The sequence below is a fragment of the Pedobacter psychroterrae genome, from assembly GCF_004331695.1.
Taxonomy (GTDB): domain Bacteria; phylum Bacteroidota; class Bacteroidia; order Sphingobacteriales; family Sphingobacteriaceae; genus Pedobacter; species Pedobacter psychroterrae.
Window position 1 is genome coordinate 350,860 of sequence record NZ_SJSL01000001.1, and the last position, 23,652, is coordinate 374,511.

Consider the following 23,652-nt stretch of genomic DNA (forward strand, 5'->3'; position numbering starts at 1 on the left):
AAATGTGAACAGAATTCAATATTTATATAAAAATCAACTCATCTATGGTCAATAATTTGAATTATAACCTGATATTCTAAGAAAAAACGGAATAAAATCAAAAATTATCTGTAAAAAACTATAAATACAAAAAAAGACCGATAAATCAGTCTTTAATTTAAATGCAATTCAAAAAAATCAGTCAGCAAGAAAAGCTGACGCTATGCGGTAAGTTTACTACTTTTAAGTGCTTTAGATACTCCAGCAACAACCCGGTTTAAATCTTCCTGGCTTAGGTTAGATCCGGACGGTAAGCATAATCCTTTTTCAAAAAGTTCTTCAGAAACACCATTCCCATAGTAAGGTGCATTCGAGAATACCGGTTGCATATGCATTGGCTTCCAAAGTGGACGGCATTCAATATTATTTTTTAATAACTCTTCTGCAATGATCATGCGATCTATACCATATGTCATCGATTTATCTATAAGTATAGTACTAAGCCATCTGTTAGAGTAAAATCCAAGTGGCTCCTCAACCACGCTTACTCCATCCATTTTAGCGAATGAGGATTTATAGAAGCTAAAGTTCTCTCGCCTTTTAGCTACCCTTTCATCAAGGACTTCCATTTGTCCCCTACCTATAGCAGCACAAATGTTACTCATTCTATAGTTATAGCCTATTTCAGAATGTTGATAGTGCGGGGCATTGTCTCTTGCCTGTGTAGCAAGGAATCTTGCTTTTTTAATATACTCTTCATTGTTTGAGATCAAAGCACCTCCACCTGAAGTAGTGATGATTTTATTCCCGTTAAAAGATAAAATACTCATCAGGCCAAAAGTCCCCATTGCTTTGCCATTGAGCGTAGACCCCAATGCTTCTGCGGCATCTTCCACAACCGGAATTCCAAACTCATTGGCTACCTCCATGATTTCTTCCATTTTGGCAGGCATACCATATAAATGTACAGGAATGATCGCTTTAGGTTTCTTACCTTTCTTAATACGGTCTACGATAGCCTCACGCAAGAGCTTGGGACAGATGTTCCAGGTATCTTTTTCACTATCTACAAAAATCGGAATAGCGTTTAAATAAGCAATGGGATTGGCACTTGCAGAAAAAGTCATAGACTGGCAAATCACTTCATCCCCTGGCTTAACACCAAGCATGATCAATGCCAAATGAAGTGCTGAAGTACCTGAACTTAGGGCAGCAGCATATTTTGCATTGGTATAAGTGGCCAAATCCAGTTCGAACCCATCCACGTGAGGACCAAGGGGTGCTACCCAGTTAGTACGAAAAGCCTCTTCAACGTACTTTTGCTCCATCCCACCCATATGTGGTGATGAAAGCCAGATTTTGTTGCTCATTTTGCTCTTATTAATATATTTGATCATCATAGAGTCTTTACGCTCAATGACTTTCGCTCTTTAATTGTCAATGTTCAAAGTTACCAATTTTAATACCACTTTGAGTACAACAATATATCATTTTTATTTGAAAATTTTATTATGCCGGAGTGTTATATCTTATTACTTTTCCAGGATTACCAACCACGACCGCATAATCGGGGACATCTCTTATCACCACTGCTCCGGCTCCAACGTTAGCCCACTTTCCAATTTTAACCCCCTGTATAACGCTCGCCCCAATACCGATATGGGTGCCTTCTCCAACGAATACGTTACCCGCAAGACCAGCCTGAGGCGATATATGCACATAATCCTCAAGTATACAATCATGATCAACCGATGAATTGGTATTGATAATGGAATGCTTACCGATCAAAGCACTTACATTTACTGTAGCATTGGCCATGATTACTGTCCCTACTCCGACACTTGAAAAACGGGATATAACCGCTTTAGGATGAATAGCAACCGAGCTATTGCCCGCTAATTCCAGGGAAATTCTTTTCCTTATGGTATTGTTTCCAATCGCAATAATGACATTTTCTACCTGTATTTTTTTGAACGCTTCAAAATTACCCTTTATTGGGTAGCCCATCAAAGCTTCGATTCTAGAATTTTCGTCCCATATTCCTGAAATTTCAACCCCCAATTCCAGCAGTATGTCAACAATAACCTTCGCGTGTCCACTTGCGCCTATAATATGCATATCACTTTCCTGTAAATTTTTCCATAGTTGCAGAAGTATCTGATGAGATACCTTCTTTCACTATTACCTTTTTAATAGTCAAAAATATAATTTTTAAATCTAACAAGAAGTTTAGATTGTCAACATACCACACATCCAGTTTAAACTTCTGATCCCAACCAATCGCATTTCTACCGTTTACCTGCGCCCATCCCGTGATGCCTGGTTTCACTTCATGCCTGCGCATTTGTTCTTTTGAATACAACGGCAAATATTCAGGTAATAGCGGTCTTGGTCCAATTAGGCTCATATCACCGTTAATAACATTTAGTAACTGCGGGATCTCATCGATTGAAGTCTTACGAACAAACGCACCAACAGGAGTTAGGCGAACAGCATCTGAAAGTAACTGCCCATCTGTTCCTCGTTTATCATTCATAGTCTTAAACTTGATGATTTTAAAGAGCTGCCCATTTTTTCCCGGCCTAATCTGAAAAAAAAATGGTTTCCCATTATTTGCTATCAATAATAAAATTGTAATTGGAATAAGAACAGGAATAAGAATTACCAATGCAGAAATAGCAGTTAAAACATCAAAAAAATATTTAAAAAAGCCTCTATACATTGCTTACTGCTTTCAAATGTTCAATATATTTATCGGCCAATACCTTTCGATCAAAACTTCCCTTAGCAAACCTGTACCCAGCTTCACCCTGCCTGATCATCAATTCTGGGTTTTCCATGTACATTCTCACTTTCGATGCAAAATCCTGGGGATTTTCAGGTTCAACAAATACACCTGCATCTGCCTCCTCCACCAATTCCCTCGAAACGCCGTCAATAGCCATAAAAATCGGCTTTTTACAAGCCATATAGTCAAAGGTCTTATTTGAATAAACTGTTTTAAATGTATCAACATTTTTAAGAACGGAAGCACCCATGTCAGAGGCAAAAATAAATTTAAAGACCTCCGCTTTAGGTACAGGATCTAAAAACAGTACATTCTCTAATTTCATCTTTATCGCTAAATCTTGTAACTGGCGCTTTTGCATTCCCTGACCAATAAGCACAAATAACACATTAGTATCTCTCATCAGATCTGCTGTTTCTAATACCTGATCCAAATGATTGGCAACCCCATGCGCACCCACATAGGTTACCACAAATTTATTCTCCCAATTATGTATTTTTCTAAATGCATCCACATCAAAAGAATCCAGCAAATGATCTGACAAACTAAAGTCTGCAGCATTAGGAATAAAGATTATTTTATCCTGATGAACGTGCTTTTTCTCAATCAAAGTTTTTCTAAATGCTGGTGTAAGCACATTAATTTTTTTGGCCTTTTTGTAAATGAAGGCTTCCAAAGCATAGGCCAACTTAATAATCATTTTATTTGTAACCACTCCTGTGTCTATTGCAGATTCCGGCCATAGGTCTCTGATCTCAAAAACAAATGGCCTGTTTTTGATGCGTGACAACAAATATCCCGTTATCCCAATAAATAAAGGAGGTGACGTTACCAGAACAATATCGTATTTTCCTTTAACCTTAAACAGGCCAGCCCATAGAGCGGAAAAAACAAAAGAGAAATATCCCCAAAGTCGACCGACAAATCCAGAATTATAACTTTCGGAAACGTGTGTTCTCCAAACAGTCACATTGCCTTGCTGCTTTTTAACAAACCATTTCCCTTTATAAATATCTCTTTTCTCGTGTCCATTATAATGCATCATTCCGGCAATTACCGTAACCTCATGCCCCTGATCTGTCCATTGAGCAGTCAACTCATTAAATCTCGACCCTCCAGGATCATCTTGCTCTAAAAAATATTGATGAAGTAAAAGTATTCTCATGGTTTAACTGTTATTACTGTAGTGATTGAATTACTATCCGTGGAAAACACTAACTCAGTACTTTCAACTTTCACCCCATAAAAGGAAGAGTAATAGCCAGTTCCTATAGCTGGTAATATTGCTTCTCCTGACGGCAACATAGCAGAAAAATTGAGTTGTTCCAGAACCGAGGTATGCCACAACTGTTTTAATGGCAAATTGTCCGGCTTATTTATAATATGATCAGTCACTTCCCACCTGGGTGCATTTTTCGAAACTTTAACACGTCTGGTATGTAAAATTCTTTCGTCAATATGTTGAAAAGCATTTATTGTGCCTTCAAATATGTAGCTGTCTTTATCCTCATTAAGATCTACTTCAACACACTGAGTCCAATGATACCATATAAATCTAGATCCTTTTTCCATCTGATCGTAATCTCCTAACATAACGGTGTTATGTGAATGGGTCCCCATAAAATACTTTAAATCATTTTGATTCGAATTGTACTTATACGTCCCACCATCATGCAGCATGTTTTTGCCTTCATACCATATATCCAAATGCAAATTATCCGCCTGCGCAGGTCGATCCTTATGATTCCCACACCGAACAAATGTCAGCGAATTTTCTTTTCTGAATGTGTAAAATCCGCCAATTTCATATTTCGAACTACCGACTTCCATCTCATTCTCTGGAGATCGCATCTCACTTTTCAGTCCATACCATGAAGCATCTTCAAATTGTGGATGAGCCCACTTCATGTTTAGTAAGTAACTTAATCCTTCAAGCTGTGGTCGATAGTCTCTATAATGCTGGTCATTTAATTTAAAGAAAAGCGCACCATCATTGTTTCCGTAATTTGGAAGCCAGCCTGATTCATTTTCCATACAATTGAGGAGAAATGATACACTTTTCTTAGCTCTCAAATAAACCACATCCTGAAAAGCCTCTCCATTCAATTCAGCCAACCTCAAAGCCCATGTCAATAATTGTACTACCACCCGATGATAGTTCATTGAAAACTGAAGAAAGGTTCCGTCTTCATAAATCTGGTAGGCAATCTCTTGCTCAAACCAGCGCTTCCCATTTTTTTTCCATTTTTTAGACTCCGGGAACTCTGGGAATAGAAGACCTGCAACATACAACAGCAGTGTTTCTGTAATGGCATGGTTATTTCGTACAGCGATTCTTGAAAAGTTTATATTTTGGTAAACATGTTCCACCTGCCAGTAAATATAATGCTGTATCTTATCAAATATTGATTGGGTAAGATTAGGAGAATTTTTATAATAATACAATGCAAAAGTCCAGTTCATTACTCTTAACGAGATTTCCTGGCTACATTTGAAATTTGGACCTTGATTAATATGGTTCGCATCAATCCATCGCTCAATTTCCTTAAATACTTGATCAGAACAATCATTTCCGGAATGAAAGTCGTATCGGATGATTGTGTACAGGTGAGAAAATCTAGACGGTTCCCATACAAATTTTATATCTCCGGCTTGCTGATCATAGTCATTTATATCTAACCAATGCAGGGTCGGGTCGTAACGAAACCCAGTATCAGGATTGGTCACCCAATCAAAATTCGCTCCCAAGTCATATTCAAGACTTGAAAAAAAAGAATATCTGAATTCGGATATTTTTCTGTAGCTGTCTTGAAGCTCTTGCGAAAGATTTTTTTCATTTACTATCTCTTCCTTACTTTGAAAAAAAAATGGTCTGGCAGATAATTTCCAAGAATTTAGCGAGTAATAAGCTTTGGCTGCAGGATTTACAGGAAATTTGGTCTTTAGAAAGCCGGTTCTTTTTTTCAATTCAAAGCCAGTCCTAAAGAAAATATATCTCCAGCCCATGTTTCCAATTAATTGAACCGCCTTCTGAATTTTCTGTAACATTTGTTAATTGCCTTTTTTTGTAGCTATTTCTAATAAACTATCGACGATACGATCTGCGGTATGGCCATCCCAGAGAGGCGGAATACCACCTTTCTTCCACCCGCCACTAAACAATTTTGCAAAAGCTGGTTTAATTGCTTTTGGATCAGTACCAATAAGTTCATTGGTACCAATTGAAATGGTCTCCGGTCGCTCAGTATTATTTCGCAACGTAATACATGGCACTCCCAATACAGTAGTCTCTTCAGTGATTCCCCCTGAATCTGTTACGACTAATTTAGCTCTTTCTACCAGGTAGTTAAACTCGAGGTAGCTTAGAGGCTCAACAAAAAACAAATTGGAAGCTTCGATTCCTAATCCTTGCATATTTTTTGCAGTTCTGGGATGGACCGGGAAGATAATAGGAGTACCGTTGCTGTTAACAATAATTTCTTCCATGAGCAATTTCAGCTGTTGCTCCTGATCCACATTTGCTGGTCGGTGCAAAGTAAGTACTATATATCCTTTCTCCGTTAGCTGCGCCTCATCCCATATTGGAGGTGCCATAAATCTCGGCCTGTTCTTAAGCAGTGTATCAATCATAGTATTACCTACAAAAAATATTCTCTCATTTTCAACCCCAGACTTTCTCAGATTATCATTTGCCACTTCAGAAGTGGTAAAAAAATAATTTGTGATACTGTCAGTTACCAAGCGGTTGATTTCTTCGGGCATAGTCCAGTCGTCTGAACGAATTCCTGCTTCTACATGTGCTACAGGCACCCGTAATTTCTGGGCTGTTACAGCACAAGCCATTGTAGATGTAACATCTCCAACTACCAATACTAAATCAGTAGGATTGGCTATTAGCTCCTGTTCAAAACGAACCATTATAGCGCCGGTTTGTTCAGCTTGAGTGCCGCCACCAGCTTCCAGATTTGCGTGAGGTTCAGGAATTCCCAACTGTTCGAAGAAATCTCCGGACATCTTTTTATCGAAATGCTGCCCAGTATGGATCAGTCGAAAGTCTATATCTCTACCTTCTGCTTTGGCTTTTTGAATAGAATGGACAATAGGCGCTATCTTCATGAAATTTGGCCTGGCACCAGCAATAATTGTAATTTGCATTTGAAAATAAGTTATATGATCGTTACCCAACTTTTTGTTTTTAAGCTCTCTATAGCTGCGAAACTAGCTTTAGTCGTATTTATAATTTCATCAATCGGAATTAAAGGCTTACCTCCATCTTTTAAAACATCTATCAACAATTTAAACTGCTCCTTATGTCCTTTATCTAATCCCGTTTTTAACTTAGAAAATCCCTTAAATCCGTATCCTGTCGTTACACGAAAGTTATCCATAATAGCGGTCCTCTCCTGAGAATAAACTTCAATCCGTTCTTTAGAATAAGCTTTTGAACCATTTGAAAAGTAGTTGATTACTCCAGTACTGCCGTTTTCATATTCTAACAAAATCGAAGCATTGTCGGTATTTTCCTGAGGGTTTGGACCCATTGCATTCATACACACAGCTTTAACTTTACTGCCAGTTAAGAAAGTGATTAAATCAATGAAATGGCAAGCTTCACCGATAATCCTGCCCCCCCCGACTTTCATATCGTGAATCCAGACATTTGCAGGAATATGACCGGCATTCATGGTGGCAATTACATTCATTGGCGAATTACCCACCAACTTTTTAATCTTCTGAATATGTGGTGAGAACCTTCTGTTAAATCCTACGGTCAGGGTTTTGCTTCCCTTATAAGCTTCAACAATTGTTGACAGTTCCGCATCTGTTAGAGCAAGTGGTTTCTCTACAAATATGTGCTTCCCTTTATTTAAGCCCTCCACAACCATCTGGGCATGTTGATTATGTCTTGTTGTTATAAGCACTAAATCAACTGAAGGATCATCAAATATTTCATTGTAATTTGTAGTACTTTTCGCAATCCCATATTTCTTAGCCATTGCAGTTCCACTGACTCCTCCCGCGCTCGCTATAGAAATCAAATCAGCATTTGCAGCTTTCAAAGCGGGAAGCATCGTCATTTTTGTAAAATTCCCAGAACCAATTATTCCTATCCCTCCCTTACCATTCACAAAAGAATTTGAATTTAATACTACAGTATTCGAGGAGTCGCTCTCCAATGGATATTCCAAAATCGATGCTATCGATCCCTGCCCACTAATATTGTCATAGATATCTTTAAAGTCCGTCAAAGCAACCCGCTCGGTTATCAAGGACTTCACCTCTAGTTTGCCTGTTGAAATTGCATTTAACACTGCCTCAAAATTTCTTTTTTCAGTCCATCTTACAAAAGATAATGGATAATCTATTCCCTTTCTTTCATAATCCTCATCATATCGACCTGGCCCGTATGAGCAAGACACTTGAAATGACAGTTCCTTCTCATAAAACTCTGCCCGGCTAATATCCAGGCCAATCACTCCGACAAGAACTATACGCCCTCTTTTTCTGCTCATTTGAGCAGCCTGAGAAATAATCTCATTATTTTTTGCTGATGCAGTAATGATCACTCCATCTGCCCCGATGCCATTAGTAATCCCTAATACACTTTTGACAACATCATCACCAGCTCTAGGATTGATACCAATAATCCCTTTAGCCTGAGCCAGCTCAATCTTTTTGGCGTCTAAATCAACTCCAATAACCCGACAGCCGTTAGCGACCAAGAGTTCGGCGGTTAACAAACCGATCAAACCCAAACCAACCACTACTATAGTTTCTCCCAATGTAGGATCGCATAACCTAATACCCTGTAAACCGATTGATCCCACAACGGTAAAAGCTGCTTCCTCATCACTTACATTTTCGGGAATATGGGCTACTAAATTCTTAGGTATATTAACATATTCCGCATGCTGGCCATTTGAAGCAACTCTATCGCCAACATTGAATTCACTCACACCTTCACCGACAGCGATCACTTTACCAACATTACAATAACCTAAAGGAAGAGGCTCACCTAACTTATTAAATACTGCTTCAAGGGTGGGCATAAGGCCTTCTGTTTTGATCTTGTCAAGCACTTGTTTTACCTTGTCAGGTTGTTGACGAGCTTTGGAAATCAAATTTGATTTTCCAAACTCTACCAACATTCGTTCAGTGCCAAGCGAAACTAAACTTCTGGTTGTCTGGATCAAAACCGATCCTCTGGCTACTTGAGGCGCTGGGATATCTTCTAATATAGTTTCTCCTGTTTTAAAGGATTGTATGATTTGTTTCATAAAATATCTTTTCCAATTTTTGAATGGCAGTTTGTATTGTAAATTTATTTATAACCGTTTCTCTTGCATTTTTAGCAATTTCTAATCTCAAATTCTCGTCAAGCAAAAGCTTCTCCAGTTGTTCGGCCAGAGATGCTGGATCCTTACATTCAGCAATCATACCGTTTACACCATGCTGAACAATGTCAGCAACTGACATAATACGAGTGACAACAACTGGCAGTTGTGAAGCCATAGCCTCTAATAATGCATTCGGAAAGCCTTCATAATGCGAAGGGAGAATATAAATATCCGCTGTTCTAAATGCGTTCATCTTGACCTCTTTATTAGCCCAACCTTTTAAAAAGGCAACTTGCTCCAGACCATTATCTTTAATAAATTGACTAGCTTCCTCGAACAGATTGCCATTCCCGTAAATAGTACATTTAAAATCTACGTTCAATTGCTTTTGTGAAAGAATTTTCAAGGCTGTCAATAGATCTCTAATTCCTTTATATTCTTCTAACCATCCCAAATAGACTATCTCTAAGGTGCTATTAATTTGAGTTTCCTTATTTTGAAGGTAAGGAGCTATATCAATCCAATTATTTACAATCACAAATTTTTCGTCTTTCTCCCCACTTACACTTTTGTAAAATTCCTTCCAATTTGTTGATTGACAAAGAATATATGTTGACGATCTTACTACGAAAGGAATAAAACTCTTCATAAATTTACTTCGCTCGTAATCATTCAATATCAAGCCTGATCTAGGTGCAAAAATAACTTTTTTTGAGACAACACTTGCTAAATATGCCATCAAGCCCTTTTCAATAAAACTTAACTTTGCACTTGAGAAAATTAACACTACATCAATCTTCCTGAACAAAATTGAATACAAAAATTTTGACAGACGTAAAAAAACTTTTGGAATGCGCTTGTATACAGGAGGTGCAGGTACTGTTTCTGCAGTAGTGTCAAGCTTAATAAAATTAATGCTATTTTTTAAATCGGACTCAATTAAGGATGTACAAGCGAATAACTGACCACCTGAACTACCATCTTTAGTACCTCGATTGAATGCACCGACGAACAAAACATTCAGATTTTTCTTCATTTATTTTTCCTCATCTTGATTTAACATTTTGTGCTCTCTGAAAAGCATTCTTCTACTATATTGTTGAAAATTTCCTCCTGTGATGTAATATGCAAGTATCTTACTTCTTTTTGCTGTGATAGTAATTCATAGCTTTTTCAATATCTTCCTTTCTCAAGCGATCTGATTCTTTATATAACATCTCTTCGTGTGCTAAAATTTCTTCACAACTATCCCATCTAAATTTAATCACCTTGGCGGGCACACCACCTACGATAGAGTAGGGCGCACAAGTTTTATTAACGACTGAACCCGCAGCCACTATTGATCCACGCCCTATTGTCACTCCCTTAAGAATAGTAACATTTGTTCCAATCCAACAATCACTCTCAATAAAAACGGGCTCATCATCTTCAACTCTTTTGTCACTTTTTTTATAATCCGTTATCCATTTCCCAATAATGTCGAATCTATGGTTCCCCCCCCTAATCGTTACGTTCGGTGCGATTGCAATATTGTTACCAATATAAATGTGACTAACTGTAGCATTAAAAAAAGCATTTTCTCCAATTGATACGTTATCCCCAATCGTTATATTACTATATGTAAATTTCGAATTCATCGGATGAAAAATTACATTTTTTCCTAGTTTGTTGAAGCTGGACCGACATAATAACATGTAAATCCTATCTAAAATTTTCCAAATTAAATTGAAGAAATTAACCGCTAATCGCATTGTCTTAATTGTTTAATATTGATAGTCAACTTATGAAAATTGAATCTTTCTAGTAGTGCTTCCCAAAAAATATGCTAGAATGATAGATTGAAAAAAAGAAAAACCATGTATATAATTCATAGAAAACATTGTAGAAACGAACCATATCGTTATTATACACAACATAATTAATTTATCTTCCTGATTCTTTAATTTCAGCGTGTATTTTAGTGTTGTAATAAACAGTATAATGTATATAGATATTCCAAGCAATCCAAAATTTGATAATAACTCAAGCCAGTCGTTGTGAGCAAAACTCCCTCCGGTCAAAAATAGAGATCCAGCAAAACCATATCCAAATAATAACCGTAAAAAATTGTCACTACTATACCAACCTTCCAAAATTGCACTATATATAATATTACGTCCACTCGTACCCTCTCCAGTCTGTAAATTAATTACCTCAAGTCTTTGTAGCAGATATTCATTAGAAGCTAGGAAATCGTAGGTATAGTATGCTAATACTGAAACCCCCAATACAGCGATTAAATACCCTTTAATGAGATTTCTTTTTTCAATTGTTCTGAATTGATAATAGCAGAAATACAATAGACCAATTGCGCCCAAAACCACAGCACCTCTTTTAGCACCTTGGACAATAAAAAAAATCAAAACAACAATAGCTAATATGGCCATCACTCTGTTTTTAAATAGTAAAGTATATGGGAGTAAAAAGACAAACAAGTATGCAAAATTATTAACAATATTATCAGCAGATAATTCCATCATTACTTGAGCTTTGTTAAAATAAAAGCTCCCGATAGCTATTGGTAAAATTAGTAGGAAAAATACTAATAAATCTCGTGGCTTTATTTTTTCCTTGTATGACAAATAATAGATCGGGTAGAATGGTAGAGAGTTTGTGAAAATAATTAAAATTAAGCCAACATGACTCTTACTGTTAAAGTCTGCAGTAAATAGGAAGCCTAAAATATTTAGAAATAGTAATGCTGTCCAAGCTTTGTAGACCGTACTTTTCCTCTTAATTAGCATCGTCTTAATAAAAAAAACAAGTGAGATAGCAAGTATTAAAAGCTGAAAACCTCGACGAAGAATGGATTCATAAGGGTACAACACTCCGCCCAAAAGATACAAGGCAAATAATAAAAAAATTATAGCGTCTACCTGAATGAGTCTTTTCATCTTAACCAGATATCTTAATTTGCTTTATAATATCTTCTACCATCCAACCTTGTGGATTAAAACTACCAGGATGAAATTTTAAATCGTCTGTCCAATAACCCTCACAAGCTTTATAAGCATCTGCAGCGTAGGCATAACTTATTTCTACTATATATGGTACGTTAGTTACTTTGTCTATAACAAAATCAAACGCGATACTTTGAGATTTAATTTTTTTGTTTATCTCAAAAGCCATCTTCACACAATTCTCATCGATCTGTGTGACGTCATAAATAATGTTCCCACTTCCAGACGCCCTGAAATCATTTTCACGAACAAGCCTCTTTAGTCCAAATCCTTTGTCACCAACAATTATTATACGTAAATCAAATCCATCGTTTTCAATAAATTCTTGAAAGTACACATAACCTTTTTCGTTATGTTGCATTTTGCCGTATTTGGACTTTACAATCAGTCCTCCGAATGCCTTAACAATATGAGACACTTGTTTTGTTTTTTTGTACCGCAAAAGATAGTAATTGAAGTGATTAGCACGGTTAAACTGCGAAAAACCACCTCCAAATGCCTTATTTATCAATGTCTCGGCTTTACTTTTTGAACCAACTAATTGGACATTTTTGCTTCCGGAACCGCCTTTAAGTTTAAAAACTTTTGGGAAAGTGGTTGTATTAGCCCATTCTAAAGCCTTCTTTTTATCATAAAAAATAGATGAAGGTACAACGCTGGCATTCACAGCCTCTAGTAAATATTTCTGAGCGACCTTGTCGTCAAAATGCCAATCTGTATTAAAACTCGGAAACACTATTTTGCCTGAATGCTCAATCGCGAATAAAATTTTTTTAGCGGCTATTGCATCCATAAAAGTATCATGACTATGATGCCACATAAGTGCGTTGCAATCATGTAAGTCACTTACTATGTCAGTACTGAAACAGTCCACAATCTTGTAATCAATACCATTTTCTACACAATACTGTATCCAGTATGTTGAAAAACTTGAAGGCCAATTATTATGATGTATTGCTATTTTCATTTTTTCAAATATTTTGTTATAACTTCTTTTGAGATATCGTAATGAGCCTCACAACGCATCAGGTTTAAAAACAATGATGCTCCCCGTTTGTTAGAAACAGTTAGCTTTAGCTTATTAAAAATTGCTGGTAAGTACTTGTAGTTTAAATATACAACTGGAGACCAACAATTGACGTACGATCTTGCTTTTAATTCGACATATTTGTTCCACTCGTTTTCTAAAGCTTCTTCTTCTTTTATAAGATCACTATATTTCTTCACCCGATTCATAATAGCTTTTTCATGGCTATCATCTAAAAAATCCAATTTAAAACTCTCCTTTTGCTGACCAACTGGTCGAAGAAATGCCTTTATTTTACCATCAAGAATTTCAACATTTAGCAAAAGTCCCACATACCAATCCTCTTTATTACTCACTTTCGTGAATAAAAAATTTCCTAAACTGTAATATATAGGGACTCCATTATATTCTTCGTACCCGTTAATACAGTGGGTATGATGACCAACTACTAAATCGGCTCCCTGAGTTGCATAAAACCTATATTGTTTTTGCATACGTGGGCTTGGTAAATTATAATATTCATGACCGCCGTGTACGATCACAAAAACATAATCAGCGACTTCTCTTGCGTTTTTAATTTGTGCTGCATTGTCGATCAGATCCATTCCATTAGCTCCTGCAGTGGTTTTTGTCGCAGATGCCCATTCATTTTCGGCTACATTTATGATGGCAATTTTACCTTCTTCTGTATCTATATAAAAAATCTTACTGGCCTCTTGCTTGTTCCTACCTGCTCCAACTGTACTAATGCCATTATTATTACAAAAATCAATTGTATCCAATACGCCTTGCTCATCATAATCCAGAACATGGTTATTAGCTAAAGTACAAAGATTGACTTTCAAGCTCTTTAACGCAATTAACGTACTTTCACTATCCGATTTTAAATGCGGGCCAGTTTTGAAGACTTCACGGTCATTTTCAGTTACGGGAGCCTCTAAATTTACAATGTTGTAATCAGATTCAGCAAATGTTTGAACAATCTCATTGCTGATGCTGGAAATAGGATAATCCTTGTTGATGACAAAATCACCAGTAATTAGAATTTTCATTGGACAATATAATTATTTAATTTCATACTCTTTTAAATCAGGAACCGTCCTAAAATAGTCGTAAACTTGCTTTATATCTGTAATGGGCTTGTGTGGGTATTTAGTAATATCTATATAATAGCAAGTAGTGTGTTTAGCAAAACTAACTAAATTTAATAAGGCAGTTGAATAAAATGAAATCACTGTTCCAGGCAGATTCCCGTCTGGATTTAAGAATATCTCTTCAAGTGGCTTGTCAAACCTTATGAAGTCAATATCCAAATCTTTGTAAGGATTTTCAGATCGGTGCAAGACGTATTTTAACTTTTTACCAGACTGGCCTAATGCCTTATTGACTTCCATTAATATTTTACTGAATAGCTCATATTCAATTATTCTTAATTTGACCAAAGGAGATCCTATGAACCAAACTACATCCTTATCAATTAAATCTGCGTTATTTATTTCAGAGTTTAACATAAACATTTCCACCTGATCACTTGTAGGTGGAGCTATCGAATTAAGCTCATAAGAGGTAAAAAATGTAAGGTTTGAAACTACCTCTTTATTTGAAATTCCAAATAGTTTTTTTAATAGATTTACAGCAACACCTCCAAATAAAAAGTCATTAGTCAACTCTTTTTGAATATTCCGGGATGTATAAATTCTAAATGTGGCTAGTCCATCATCTATTAAAACAACCTTCTTTCCATTTCGATGGAATTTTAGACCAAGAAAATAACCAACAATGTTATTAAAATTCCCAATTACTATTTTACTGTACGATCCAATAGAAAAAGTGGAAGCATAGGATAATTTTAAGAACCACATTAAATTCTTCTCGAGGGAAGTCATACTTCCAAAAGGAAAATGACAAATGTTATTTTTATCAATCTCCTTAATTTGATTAATATTTGTTCGTGAATCTGTCAATACTACCAATTTACACGGTTCATCATGCTTATCGATGAATTGCAAAGCATTGATAAACTGAAGTGGAGTAAAGATTACGATCAAAATCATTGATTTGGAAGTTTAATTTTTTGAAAAAAATACAAATAACTCATTGTATTGAAAATTTCAGCGAACACTGCTCCTATAGAAACTGACAATAATAAATCATTCGAGAAATAATAAGCCAACATTGTGAATCCAGCAATGTAAATCACACGTAGGACAATGATGAATTTAAAGGGCTTAAAACTTTTGACGCTATTCAACGCATTATGAAAAAGTGCATTAATACTGTAAAAAACCCCGGAAAAAATTACAATTTGTGCTATAAGAACACCATCCACATATTTTGGAAAAAAGATAGGAAAGACATAGGGAATGATCAACGCCAATACAACACCGCCAAACATCATAACAAAAAACAAGTAAATTGCTGCTTTAATGGTGTACTTATATATTTCATTTTTATCATTGTTCTTTCCAAACTTGTAGGACATTTTTGGAAATAGATATCTATTGATATAATCCGGTAGATTAAGCATTGCAGCGTTGATACTTGAAGCGGGAGCGAACAATCCAACCAGTAACGGATTCCCAAATAAAACCAAAATTAGTCTGGGTATTGTTCTGCTCATTGCAGCTAAATAGTTCCAAAAGTACATCGGAAAGCCGACTTTGATCAACTCCTTTAACTGAATTGTGGAAAAGCGATAGGCAACTCTATAGGGTCTGAAAAATTGGTATCCTACATAGAGTGTTACCGCCAAAGCTATTTCATAAGCAATATAGCCCCAAAGTTCAAAAAAATAAACCAGCGGTATCAGTGCGAAATATAACAAACTGATATACAATTGAATTTTGGCAAGTTTGTCAAAGGCCTGATCTGAACGATAGGTGGCCCCAAGGAAATTGGTTTGAATAGCCAATGCCCCAGTAGAGAAAGCCAGCACCATCATAACTGCCTGGTTTAAGTTAAAAACGTTAGTTATATATAAAACAGAGGCGATTAAACTTATCAATAACATTAAGCTGAAACTTAAAACAGTGGTAAAATAACCAGCAGTTTTAAGACGTTCCATTCCCAACTCAACGTCACCTTTTCCGAGCCAATAGGGCAATTCTCTGTTCAACCCACTTGTAACTCCAAGAGTGAGAATATGCAGGTATCCGACAAATACCGTATAGCTTTGCCAAGTGCCCAAACTTTCTGGTTCAAGCCATCTTAAGACAATTAGCCCTGAAATTGCCTGGGCAGCTGTTTTCAACAAACCGGAACCTATGTATTTACTCGCAACCTTACCATTTCTGAGTGCGACTATAAGTTTTGCTACTTTAGTATTTTTCATTTAACATACTTTCAGCTAATTTAAAATCGAATGGCGTATCAATATCCAGCGATGAAAATTCATCCATGACATATTTAACAACTCTCTCAAATCCTAATGAACCCTGCTTCTTTAAATTTTGAATGTTCATTATATATATCGCTCCATTATATTCCCACACTTTCGGGCATTCTTGTCTGGAGGTAAAATTCGCTTTTTTTGATTTGTGAAGAAACCCTTCCGCATCCTCTTCAAAAAGCAGGTAATATGGATTAGCCTTGGTTTCCTTTACCGAAACCACCATATCAATATTTGTAGAGTTTAAATAAACATTCAAAGCTTCAGAAATATGGTTCGCAGTCCTAAAAGGCGATGTAGGCTGTAATAAAATTAGCACATCTGGTTTATAACCGTTGCTCTCATAAAATGAGATCGCATGCCGCAAAACATCATATGTTGTAGCTGAATCTGTAGCTAGATCACCCGGTCTTAAAAACGGCACTTCAATGCCTGTTGCCTCAGCACAACTTTTAATGTCTGGGCTATCAGTTGAAATGCAAATTATTTCCTTCTCGAAATTTTCAATTGCAGCCTCGATAGAATAATGGATTAATGGTTTTCCATTCAACAGTTTAATGTTTTTTCCTGGAACTCCTTTAGAACCTCCTCTCGCGGGTATTATTACTAACGGCTTCATTCTAAAATTTTATTTGCTTGATATCTCTCTGTGCTTTTTCAAAGTCCTCATGCTTACCTACATCTAACCAATATCCCGCTAACGGATAAGATAAGACGTTGTATCCGTCAGAAAGCAATTTTTCCATCAAATCCGTGGCATTAAAGTAAGCTTCCTTAGGTAGATATTTTAGTACTTCCCTCTTCATAAGGTAAATACCTCCATTAGAATAATATGTATATGTCGGCTTCTCCTTAAAACTTTGGACCTGACCATCTAAAGTCTCCAAAACTGCATATGGAATATTGACTTCGTAAGGGATTGTGACGACAGCGAAGTCAACATTCTTCTCAATGAAATTCATAAAGAAGTGTTCATAGTCCAAATTAGTTAAGACATCAGAATTCGTGATTAAAATATAGTCGTGTTCAAAATCCTCTATTTTGGAAACCGCACCTATAGTACCTAAAGGTTCGTCTTCCCATACATACCTGATTTGAACATTCTTCTTCTCTCCATTTCCAAAATAATCTTCGATCTGCTCACCTAGGTATTTAACTGAAAACCAAAAATCGTCGATTCCATACAAAGCTAGCCGATCTAAATTATGCTCCATAATTGGCTTATCTCCAACTTTCAGCAATGGTTTGGGAGTTAGGTCTGTTAAAGGTTTGAGTCTGGTTCCTCTACCTCCCGCCATAATTACAGCGTCAACAGGTAAATAAGATCGTGTTTCTCTGAAATTAATCACATTAACAACTTTATCCCCTTTATCCAGAATTGGTAGAATTCGAAAATTACCCTCACGATACTCAATAACTTTGTTAAGATCCATTTCGCCCTTTCTCAGAAATCGCGGACTGGACTGAATTATACTACTTACTGGATCTGAGGTCGCCATTCCTTTAATCAATCCCCGCCTAACGTCACCATCTGTAAGTGAACCTACCAGTTTTTCATCTTCATCCACCACGAAGAGAATAGCGTCTTTAGCAAGAAAATCTAGTTGAACTAGCGCCTGAATAATTTGACTATTTAATGGGATTAGATGGTCTTTATAATTTCTCATTTTCTTAACTTTTTAAGGTTGTCAATTATCAACTCTACAGTCCCGGGCATATGATAAATATTCTCTCCAGTGTAGTCCCCTCGTGTTAGTATTGTGTCCAATAAATCCGTTAGCTTTTCCGTTGAAAAGGGTATATCAAATACATTTCCACTTTGGGCTCGACCTTTTTGCCTATCACCAACATTAATTACATACTTACCAAACGAAGCAGCCTCTATTATACCGCTTGAGGTATTGCCAATAAGTAATTTACTATACCGCATAGCGGCGAAATAATTCAGCTTCCCGAAATTTTCAACTAGCACTACTCTGCTTTCAGCAATACTCTTAAGCTTCAAAAGAGCACTGCGATATACCGTACCAAACGTATCCGCATTAGGCATTGTTATTACCAATAATATTTTTTGAGATATTTTATGTAGTGCTTCAAAAACAAAGTCTGCATGTTGCGCATTTTCCTTCGGTGAAACTGTTTCAGGATGGAACGTAAGTAAAGCGAAATCTCCCTTTATATCGTATTTAGACCGAAACTCTTCCTCAGAAGAGATTGGCATCTCATTTAATTCATCTATCGATAAAGAGCCAACTGTGAAAATATTATCTGCATTCCCTAACAAATCTTTAATTCTATTAGCAAAATGGCTGGTAGCAGGAAAGTGGAGTTTAGATGCCAGCGTTATTTGATGGCGATAAACATTATCAATCGCACCCAATGTAGTCTCGCCTCCATGCAAATGTGCAAACTTTACTCCAAACGGGATGCCTGCCTGTACTGCTGCTGCCATTTCAAAGCGATCGCCCAAACAGAAGACCAGATCAAACTGGTGGACGGTCCAGAAATCGGCAAACTTGAGTGCTGTTAATCCAAAAGCTGTAGAGATCGAAGACTCATCGTCATTCGTTAATAGAGAAGATACCTCGTGGATAACTTTAAATCCATCTTGCTTTATCAGATCAAGCGTATATCCATGGTATCTGGAGAGATGTGTTCCAAATGCTATAATCTCTAAATTGAATATAGGATCTTGCTCCAGTCGCTTTAATAGCGATAGATAAATGCCGTAATCTGCTCTGGAACTCGTTAATACACCAATTTTCATATTTCAATTAGTTCATCCATTACGTAATCTCTTGTAGCGACATTACCAATCACTGTATCCCATTTCATAGGGCTTATCCCATTACCAGGACGTTTTGCTGTAATGTTATCCGATGTAAAAACTTCTCCCTCTTTAATTGCGATTTTTGCAACAATACTTTTCCTTGCAATCGCGATATTTTTCATTTCTGATTCTGATGGTTCTTTCAAACCTGATCCGGAAATAGCGACTTCTATGTTACGGATCGCCGTAACCATCGCCTTTAACTCATTAGGTTCTAACGAAGCTTTATGATCCGGGCCGTCCATCATTTTATCTAATGTAAAATGCTTTTCTATCATTGACGCTCCAAGTGCAACTGCTGAAATCGGGACTTCTATGCCAAGTGTATGATCTGAATATCCAATTGATGTGCCGAATTCCTGACCAACATGAAGCATGGCCTTTAGATTAACGCTTTCCATTGGTGTAGGATATTCTGTATTACAATGCAAAATTGTAATATTATCTTTAGAAATGCCTGCATTAGTAAAAACGTCGAGAGCATCACTGATTTCAGCTGTCGTGGCCATTCCAGTAGAAATAATTATCTCTTTGAATAAAGTAGCTGCCAACCGTAAATAAGGCAGGTTGGTAAGTTCACCCGATGGGACTTTAACAATTTCGAGCCCTATGGTTGATAAGTATTGTAGCGATTCTAAATCAAATGCTGTCGAGAAAAACTGAATATTCTTAGAAATACAATATTGAATAATCAGCTCATGGTCTTCACTAGTCAACTCCAATTTCTTCAGCATCTCTAGTTGAGATTCTTTATCATTATTGGTATTTTGAATCTGATAATTGGCCTTTTTTGCATTTACAGAAACTAGTTGATCTGCCTTAAATGTCTGAAATTTAACGTAATCAACACCGGCAGCTACAGCAGCATCGACCAACGCAAAAGCGTTTTGGATATTTCCATTGTGGTTTACACCAGCTTCTGCAATTATCACTACTTTATTTCTATTCATATGTTCTCTCAAACTCTATATCTATCTGACACTACTAGGTACATTTACAATTCTATCCTCCAAAAAAAGTGCATTCTTTTGTTCATCTCTCATACAATTTTCAAACATAGGAAGCCTGAACATCAATTGCCAGATTGGTCTTGTCATCACTTTGCTTTCATTTGTATGTTTCAAAAATGAATCACGTTCATCCCTGTTTTCCAACTCTACACACATTAGCCAATAATTCGCCTTTGTATCAGGTAATTCTTGTCTAAAGTTAACACCGATTGAATTAAAATAATCGACATACTCCCTGGCAAGCACACGCTTATTCTTCAAAAATGTATCAAGTTGTTCCAGCTGAGCACATGCTAATGCGGCATTCAAATTTGGCATTCTAAAATTGTAACCTAATTCATCATGATAGAATTCATATGGATGGGGTTTTTTTGCTGTGGTGGTTAAATATTTTGCTTTCGTTCCAATTTGCAGATCATTGGTTACAATCGCGCCTCCACCTCCACTTGTAATCGTTTTATTTCCATTGAAAGAAAAAATACCTAGTTGGCCTAAGCTTCCAGTCTGTTTGCCATGGTATTCACTTCCAAGAGATTCCGCCGCATCCTCTACTATCGGAATATTCCATTTGTGACATACTTTGAGAAGTTCATTCATATGTACTGGAAATCCAAACGTATGCATGGGCACACATGCAGAAATCCGACTACCCGTCTTTTTATTATAACACCCGTCATCTCTGAGCTCAGCATTTTCACTTAAGAATGACTCAACACTTTCAGGAGAAAGTCCCATAGTATCCAGGTCGACATCTATAAATACAGGGTTGGCCCCATTATAGACGATGGCATTAGCAGTAGCAATAAAGGTTAATGCCTGAGTGATCACCTCATCTCCGGATTTAACTCCGGCAAGCCTAAGTGCGACCTGCAATCCGGCAGTACCGTTTACAACTGCAATTGCTTTCTGTGTGCCCGTAGCGGTCTGCATGAGCTCCTCAAATTTATCGACATAAGCCCCTACAGAAGAAACAAATGTAGAATCGATCGTGTCCATGACATACTTCTTTTCATTTCCCCTGAATCTTGGCTCATGTAAGGGAATGAACTCTTTAGTACCAAAAGCTCCCTGAACAAATGATATAATGTCTTGAATATCTTTCATTACATTTTTGCGTCTAAATATTTGCCAGTCTCTTTGTGACCAAAATCTGGAATCATTTTAAAGAACAATTCAACAATATCCTTTTTCGACCAGGCTTTGCTTGCTTTCAAATCCTCAATTCTTGATGAAAACAAATTTAACAGGTTGTCATTAACTTCAAACGAATTTTTGATTACCCCTAGGTTATGAAATCGATCCATATCCAACACTTCATTTTCGGTGTAAAACTCCTCAAAGTCCTTTTCACCTGTAGTATCACTACTTGTAAACAAGCAAGGCCATTTACCTTCCTGAGGTAATGTTTTAACCAATTCTCTGGCCTCATCTTCACTTTCACATAAATGAGGCTCATATCCCAAATTTTTGAGGTATTTAACAGCGATATCAGCGAAAGTAATTAAATGCAAACTTTCACTAAGCTTCGGAAAAAACACATCACGATTTTCACCGAAAATACAGGACATGAGGCATAGTTCCCCAGATTCCTTTGGGATAACAAAATACCTTTTAATGTCATTCGGGGCCACAATTGGCTGTAACTTTTGAATCCGCTGATTGAAACCATGTAATAAAGATCCGTCTGAAAACGCAACATTGGCAAAACGTGCTGTCGAAATGCTGATATCTTTACTCCTGCGCATCAAAAACATCTCCATGATCCTTTTAGAAGCACCCATCATATTAACAGGATTTGCAGCCTTATCTGTGGAGACGCAAAAGTATTTCTTAACCCCCTTATCTATTGACTGCTGAATGGTCTTATCTGTATTAAAAACATTCACATTAATCATCCGCATTAGTGTAAAAGGATCTTTTTCACTCCTTACATGTTTTAAAGCGGAAAGATTAAGAACATAATCGTAGCATCCATCGGCTTCGATGAAAGCGTCGTACTCCTCAGAACCGATATCTAAAGCAAAGGTCTGAAAATCTCCATCAATATACCCAAATGAACTTCTGATATCACGAACAAGCTCAACCATGTTATTCTCACTAATATCAACAACATGAAGTTTTTTAGGATTTCTCTTAAAAATCTCCTTTGTCACTGCCTGACCTATGGAGCCAGCACCGCCAATCACCAAGAACTTAGATTGCCCTACAATCCGCAACAACTCAATTTCAGACCTGGAGATATCTTCTTGGAATAGCTCTCTGTTCCGACCAATTAAACTAAGTATATCCACGTAATTTTATTTTAAATATATCAGATTTACTTTATACCATTCCAATGCTATTTCAAGTCCCTCTATCACCGAAATTTCAGGTTTATAGCCAATTAAACTGCCAGCCTTCTCAATATTAGCCAGGCTGTGTTTAACATCTCCCCTTCTTTCTTCACGATATTCCGGTTTCAAATCCAATCCGCTTTTAGTAGCAATCTTAAGCCAAAGTTCATTTAAGGTTGTGCGTTCGCCAAAAGCGATGTTAATAACCTCATCTTTTTGAAGGTTAGTAGTAAGCATCGCCTTCACATTCGCCTGAACTGCATTCTCAATAAATGTAAAATCACGACTTGTCTCCCCATCACCATTTATATATGGTGCTTGCCCATTAATTGCTGATTCGATAAAGAGAGGTATTACGGCAGCGTAAGGCCCGCGAGGGTTTTGTCTGGGCCCGAAAACATTAAAATAACGCAAACCAATGCTATGAAAATCATAGGTTCTGGAAAACACTGATACGTACAACTCATTAACATACTTTGTTACAGCATAAGGTGACAAAGGATTTCCAATCTGATCTTCAACTTTTGGCAATCCGGGATGATCACCGTACGTACTGGAACTTGCCGCATAGACAAAATTCATCACTTTTGCATCTCGTGCCGCAACCAACATGTTCAGAAACCCGCTTATGTTGACTTCATTAGTTGTTATGGGATCGTTGATCGATCTTGGAACCGAACCCAATGCAGCCTGATGAGAAACATAGTTTATCCCGTCCACAGCCCTCTCACAATCCTTAAGATTTCTGATATCACCTTCGATGAGCTCAAAAGCCGGATACTTTTTAAATTCTTCAATATTTGCATGAGAACCTGTAGAAAAGTTATCTAGAACCCTAACTTTTCCAGCGCCATATTTTAATAGATATTCAACCAGATTTGAACCTATAAAACCTGCCCCACCTGTTATTAGAAATGCTTTATCTGAGAGATCTTCAGTATGGTATTTGCTTTCGTACAT

Annotated in this window: 21 protein-coding genes; all 21 read right to left on the reverse strand. The window is 36.9% G+C overall.

All coding sequences use genetic code 11. From position 1 onward, the window contains the following. Positions 1 to 200: 200 nt before the first annotated feature. Positions 201 to 1,349 carry an aminotransferase class I/II-fold pyridoxal phosphate-dependent enzyme gene (locus EZ437_RS01500; protein WP_131592541.1) on the reverse strand — a complete coding sequence of 383 codons (1,149 nt, stop codon included), beginning with the start codon at positions 1,347 to 1,349 and terminating at the stop codon, positions 201 to 203. Positions 1,350 to 1,488: 139 nt separating this feature from the next. Continuing rightward, entirely contained in the window at positions 1,489 to 2,097 is a 609-nt protein-coding gene (locus EZ437_RS01505) for an acetyltransferase (protein WP_131592543.1), read from the reverse strand. 1 nt (position 2,098) lies between these two features. After that, the gene (locus EZ437_RS01510) at positions 2,099 to 2,701 is read right to left on the reverse strand and encodes a sugar transferase (protein ID WP_131592545.1); all 603 of its coding nucleotides are present in this window, start codon (positions 2,699 to 2,701) and stop codon (positions 2,099 to 2,101) included. Further along, positions 2,694 to 3,932, reverse strand: coding sequence for a glycosyltransferase family 4 protein (locus EZ437_RS01515; protein ID WP_131592547.1), 1,239 nt, complete (start codon positions 3,930 to 3,932; stop codon positions 2,694 to 2,696). The genes EZ437_RS01510 and EZ437_RS01515 overlap by 8 nt, the downstream gene beginning before the upstream one ends. Then, positions 3,929 to 5,815 (reverse strand): alginate lyase family protein, encoded by a 1,887-nt coding sequence (locus EZ437_RS01520; protein ID WP_131592549.1) that lies wholly within the window; start codon positions 5,813 to 5,815, stop codon positions 3,929 to 3,931. The genes EZ437_RS01515 and EZ437_RS01520 overlap by 4 nt, the downstream gene beginning before the upstream one ends. Positions 5,816 to 5,818: 3 nt before the next feature. Continuing rightward, entirely contained in the window at positions 5,819 to 6,922 is a 1,104-nt protein-coding gene (gene wecB, locus EZ437_RS01525) for a non-hydrolyzing UDP-N-acetylglucosamine 2-epimerase (RefSeq protein ID WP_131592551.1), read from the reverse strand. Between the two features lie 11 nt (positions 6,923 to 6,933). Further along, positions 6,934 to 9,045 carry a bi-domain-containing oxidoreductase gene (locus tag EZ437_RS01530; RefSeq protein WP_131592553.1) on the reverse strand — a complete coding sequence of 704 codons (2,112 nt, stop codon included), beginning with the start codon at positions 9,043 to 9,045 and terminating at the stop codon, positions 6,934 to 6,936. Beyond that, positions 9,020 to 10,141, reverse strand: coding sequence for a glycosyltransferase family 4 protein (locus tag EZ437_RS01535; RefSeq protein WP_131592555.1), 1,122 nt, complete (start codon positions 10,139 to 10,141; stop codon positions 9,020 to 9,022). Before EZ437_RS01535 ends, EZ437_RS01530 begins: the two co-directional genes overlap by 26 nt. A gap of 100 nt (positions 10,142 to 10,241) precedes the next feature. Continuing rightward, entirely contained in the window at positions 10,242 to 10,856 is a 615-nt protein-coding gene (locus tag EZ437_RS01540; RefSeq protein ID WP_131592557.1) for an acyltransferase, read from the reverse strand. Between the two features lie 30 nt (positions 10,857 to 10,886). Continuing rightward, positions 10,887 to 12,038 (reverse strand): O-antigen ligase family protein, encoded by a 1,152-nt coding sequence (locus EZ437_RS01545; RefSeq protein WP_131592559.1) that lies wholly within the window; start codon positions 12,036 to 12,038, stop codon positions 10,887 to 10,889. 1 nt (position 12,039) lies between these two features. Continuing rightward, positions 12,040 to 13,071: an ATP-grasp domain-containing protein gene (locus tag EZ437_RS01550; RefSeq protein WP_131592561.1), complete on the reverse strand. Its 1,032-nt coding sequence runs from the start codon at positions 13,069 to 13,071 to the stop codon at positions 12,040 to 12,042. Continuing rightward, positions 13,068 to 14,183, reverse strand: coding sequence for a CapA family protein (locus tag EZ437_RS01555; RefSeq protein ID WP_131592563.1), 1,116 nt, complete (start codon positions 14,181 to 14,183; stop codon positions 13,068 to 13,070). Before EZ437_RS01555 ends, EZ437_RS01550 begins: the two co-directional genes overlap by 4 nt. A 12-nt stretch (positions 14,184 to 14,195) precedes the next feature. Further along, on the reverse strand, positions 14,196 to 15,185 hold the full coding sequence (locus EZ437_RS01560) for a polysialyltransferase family glycosyltransferase (protein ID WP_131592565.1): 990 nt from the start codon (positions 15,183 to 15,185) through the stop codon (positions 14,196 to 14,198). Beyond that, positions 15,182 to 16,462, reverse strand: a complete 1,281-nt coding sequence (locus EZ437_RS01565) for a lipopolysaccharide biosynthesis protein (protein ID WP_131592567.1) — start codon at positions 16,460 to 16,462, stop codon at positions 15,182 to 15,184. Before EZ437_RS01565 ends, EZ437_RS01560 begins: the two co-directional genes overlap by 4 nt. Continuing rightward, positions 16,449 to 17,138 (reverse strand): acylneuraminate cytidylyltransferase family protein, encoded by a 690-nt coding sequence (locus tag EZ437_RS01570; RefSeq protein ID WP_131592569.1) that lies wholly within the window; start codon positions 17,136 to 17,138, stop codon positions 16,449 to 16,451. The genes EZ437_RS01565 and EZ437_RS01570 overlap by 14 nt, the downstream gene beginning before the upstream one ends. A 1-nt stretch (position 17,139) precedes the next feature. Then, positions 17,140 to 18,186 (reverse strand): nucleotidyltransferase family protein, encoded by a 1,047-nt coding sequence (locus EZ437_RS01575; RefSeq protein WP_131592571.1) that lies wholly within the window; start codon positions 18,184 to 18,186, stop codon positions 17,140 to 17,142. Further along, the gene (neuC, locus tag EZ437_RS01580; RefSeq protein WP_131592573.1) at positions 18,183 to 19,286 is read right to left on the reverse strand and encodes a UDP-N-acetylglucosamine 2-epimerase; all 1,104 of its coding nucleotides are present in this window, start codon (positions 19,284 to 19,286) and stop codon (positions 18,183 to 18,185) included. The genes EZ437_RS01575 and neuC overlap by 4 nt, the downstream gene beginning before the upstream one ends. After that, positions 19,283 to 20,299, reverse strand: coding sequence for an N-acetylneuraminate synthase (gene neuB / locus EZ437_RS01585; RefSeq protein WP_131592575.1), 1,017 nt, complete (start codon positions 20,297 to 20,299; stop codon positions 19,283 to 19,285). The genes neuC and neuB overlap by 4 nt, the downstream gene beginning before the upstream one ends. 21 nt (positions 20,300 to 20,320) lie before the next feature. Beyond that, positions 20,321 to 21,463: a LegC family aminotransferase gene (locus tag EZ437_RS01590; protein WP_131592577.1), complete on the reverse strand. Its 1,143-nt coding sequence runs from the start codon at positions 21,461 to 21,463 to the stop codon at positions 20,321 to 20,323. Next, entirely contained in the window at positions 21,463 to 22,650 is a 1,188-nt protein-coding gene (locus EZ437_RS01595; RefSeq protein WP_131592580.1) for a UDP-N-acetylglucosamine 4,6-dehydratase, read from the reverse strand. Before EZ437_RS01595 ends, EZ437_RS01590 begins: the two co-directional genes overlap by 1 nt. 6 nt (positions 22,651 to 22,656) lie before the next feature. Beyond that, entirely contained in the window at positions 22,657 to 23,652 is a 996-nt protein-coding gene (locus EZ437_RS01600; protein ID WP_131592582.1) for an SDR family oxidoreductase, read from the reverse strand.

What these genes read in the sequence shown, in the direction of transcription:
- EZ437_RS01500 (WP_131592541.1), bottom strand. Translation starts at nt 1,349, where the DNA reads ATGAGCAACAAAATCTGGCTTTCATCACCACATATGGGTGGGATGGAG.
- EZ437_RS01505 (WP_131592543.1), bottom strand. Translation starts at nt 2,097, where the DNA reads ATGCATATTATAGGCGCAAGTGGACACGCGAAGGTTATTGTTGACATA.
- EZ437_RS01510 (WP_131592545.1), bottom strand. Translation starts at nt 2,701, where the DNA reads ATGTATAGAGGCTTTTTTAAATATTTTTTTGATGTTTTAACTGCTATT.
- EZ437_RS01515 (WP_131592547.1), bottom strand. Translation starts at nt 3,932, where the DNA reads ATGAGAATACTTTTACTTCATCAATATTTTTTAGAGCAAGATGATCCT.
- EZ437_RS01520 (WP_131592549.1), bottom strand. Translation starts at nt 5,815, where the DNA reads ATGTTACAGAAAATTCAGAAGGCGGTTCAATTAATTGGAAACATGGGC.
- wecB (WP_131592551.1), bottom strand. Translation starts at nt 6,922, where the DNA reads ATGCAAATTACAATTATTGCTGGTGCCAGGCCAAATTTCATGAAGATA.
- EZ437_RS01530 (WP_131592553.1), bottom strand. Translation starts at nt 9,045, where the DNA reads ATGAAACAAATCATACAATCCTTTAAAACAGGAGAAACTATATTAGAA.
- EZ437_RS01535 (WP_131592555.1), bottom strand. Translation starts at nt 10,141, where the DNA reads ATGAAGAAAAATCTGAATGTTTTGTTCGTCGGTGCATTCAATCGAGGT.
- EZ437_RS01540 (WP_131592557.1), bottom strand. Translation starts at nt 10,856, where the DNA reads ATGCGATTAGCGGTTAATTTCTTCAATTTAATTTGGAAAATTTTAGAT.
- EZ437_RS01545 (WP_131592559.1), bottom strand. Translation starts at nt 12,038, where the DNA reads ATGAAAAGACTCATTCAGGTAGACGCTATAATTTTTTTATTATTTGCC.
- EZ437_RS01550 (WP_131592561.1), bottom strand. Translation starts at nt 13,071, where the DNA reads ATGAAAATAGCAATACATCATAATAATTGGCCTTCAAGTTTTTCAACA.
- EZ437_RS01555 (WP_131592563.1), bottom strand. Translation starts at nt 14,183, where the DNA reads ATGAAAATTCTAATTACTGGTGATTTTGTCATCAACAAGGATTATCCT.
- EZ437_RS01560 (WP_131592565.1), bottom strand. Translation starts at nt 15,185, where the DNA reads ATGATTTTGATCGTAATCTTTACTCCACTTCAGTTTATCAATGCTTTG.
- EZ437_RS01565 (WP_131592567.1), bottom strand. Translation starts at nt 16,462, where the DNA reads ATGAAAAATACTAAAGTAGCAAAACTTATAGTCGCACTCAGAAATGGT.
- EZ437_RS01570 (WP_131592569.1), bottom strand. Translation starts at nt 17,138, where the DNA reads ATGAAGCCGTTAGTAATAATACCCGCGAGAGGAGGTTCTAAAGGAGTT.
- EZ437_RS01575 (WP_131592571.1), bottom strand. Translation starts at nt 18,186, where the DNA reads ATGAGAAATTATAAAGACCATCTAATCCCATTAAATAGTCAAATTATT.
- neuC (WP_131592573.1), bottom strand. Translation starts at nt 19,286, where the DNA reads ATGAAAATTGGTGTATTAACGAGTTCCAGAGCAGATTACGGCATTTAT.
- neuB (WP_131592575.1), bottom strand. Translation starts at nt 20,299, where the DNA reads ATGAATAGAAATAAAGTAGTGATAATTGCAGAAGCTGGTGTAAACCAC.
- EZ437_RS01590 (WP_131592577.1), bottom strand. Translation starts at nt 21,463, where the DNA reads ATGAAAGATATTCAAGACATTATATCATTTGTTCAGGGAGCTTTTGGT.
- EZ437_RS01600 (WP_131592582.1), bottom strand. Translation starts at nt 23,652, where the DNA reads ATGTACGAAAGCAAATACCATACTGAAGATCTCTCAGATAAAGCATTT.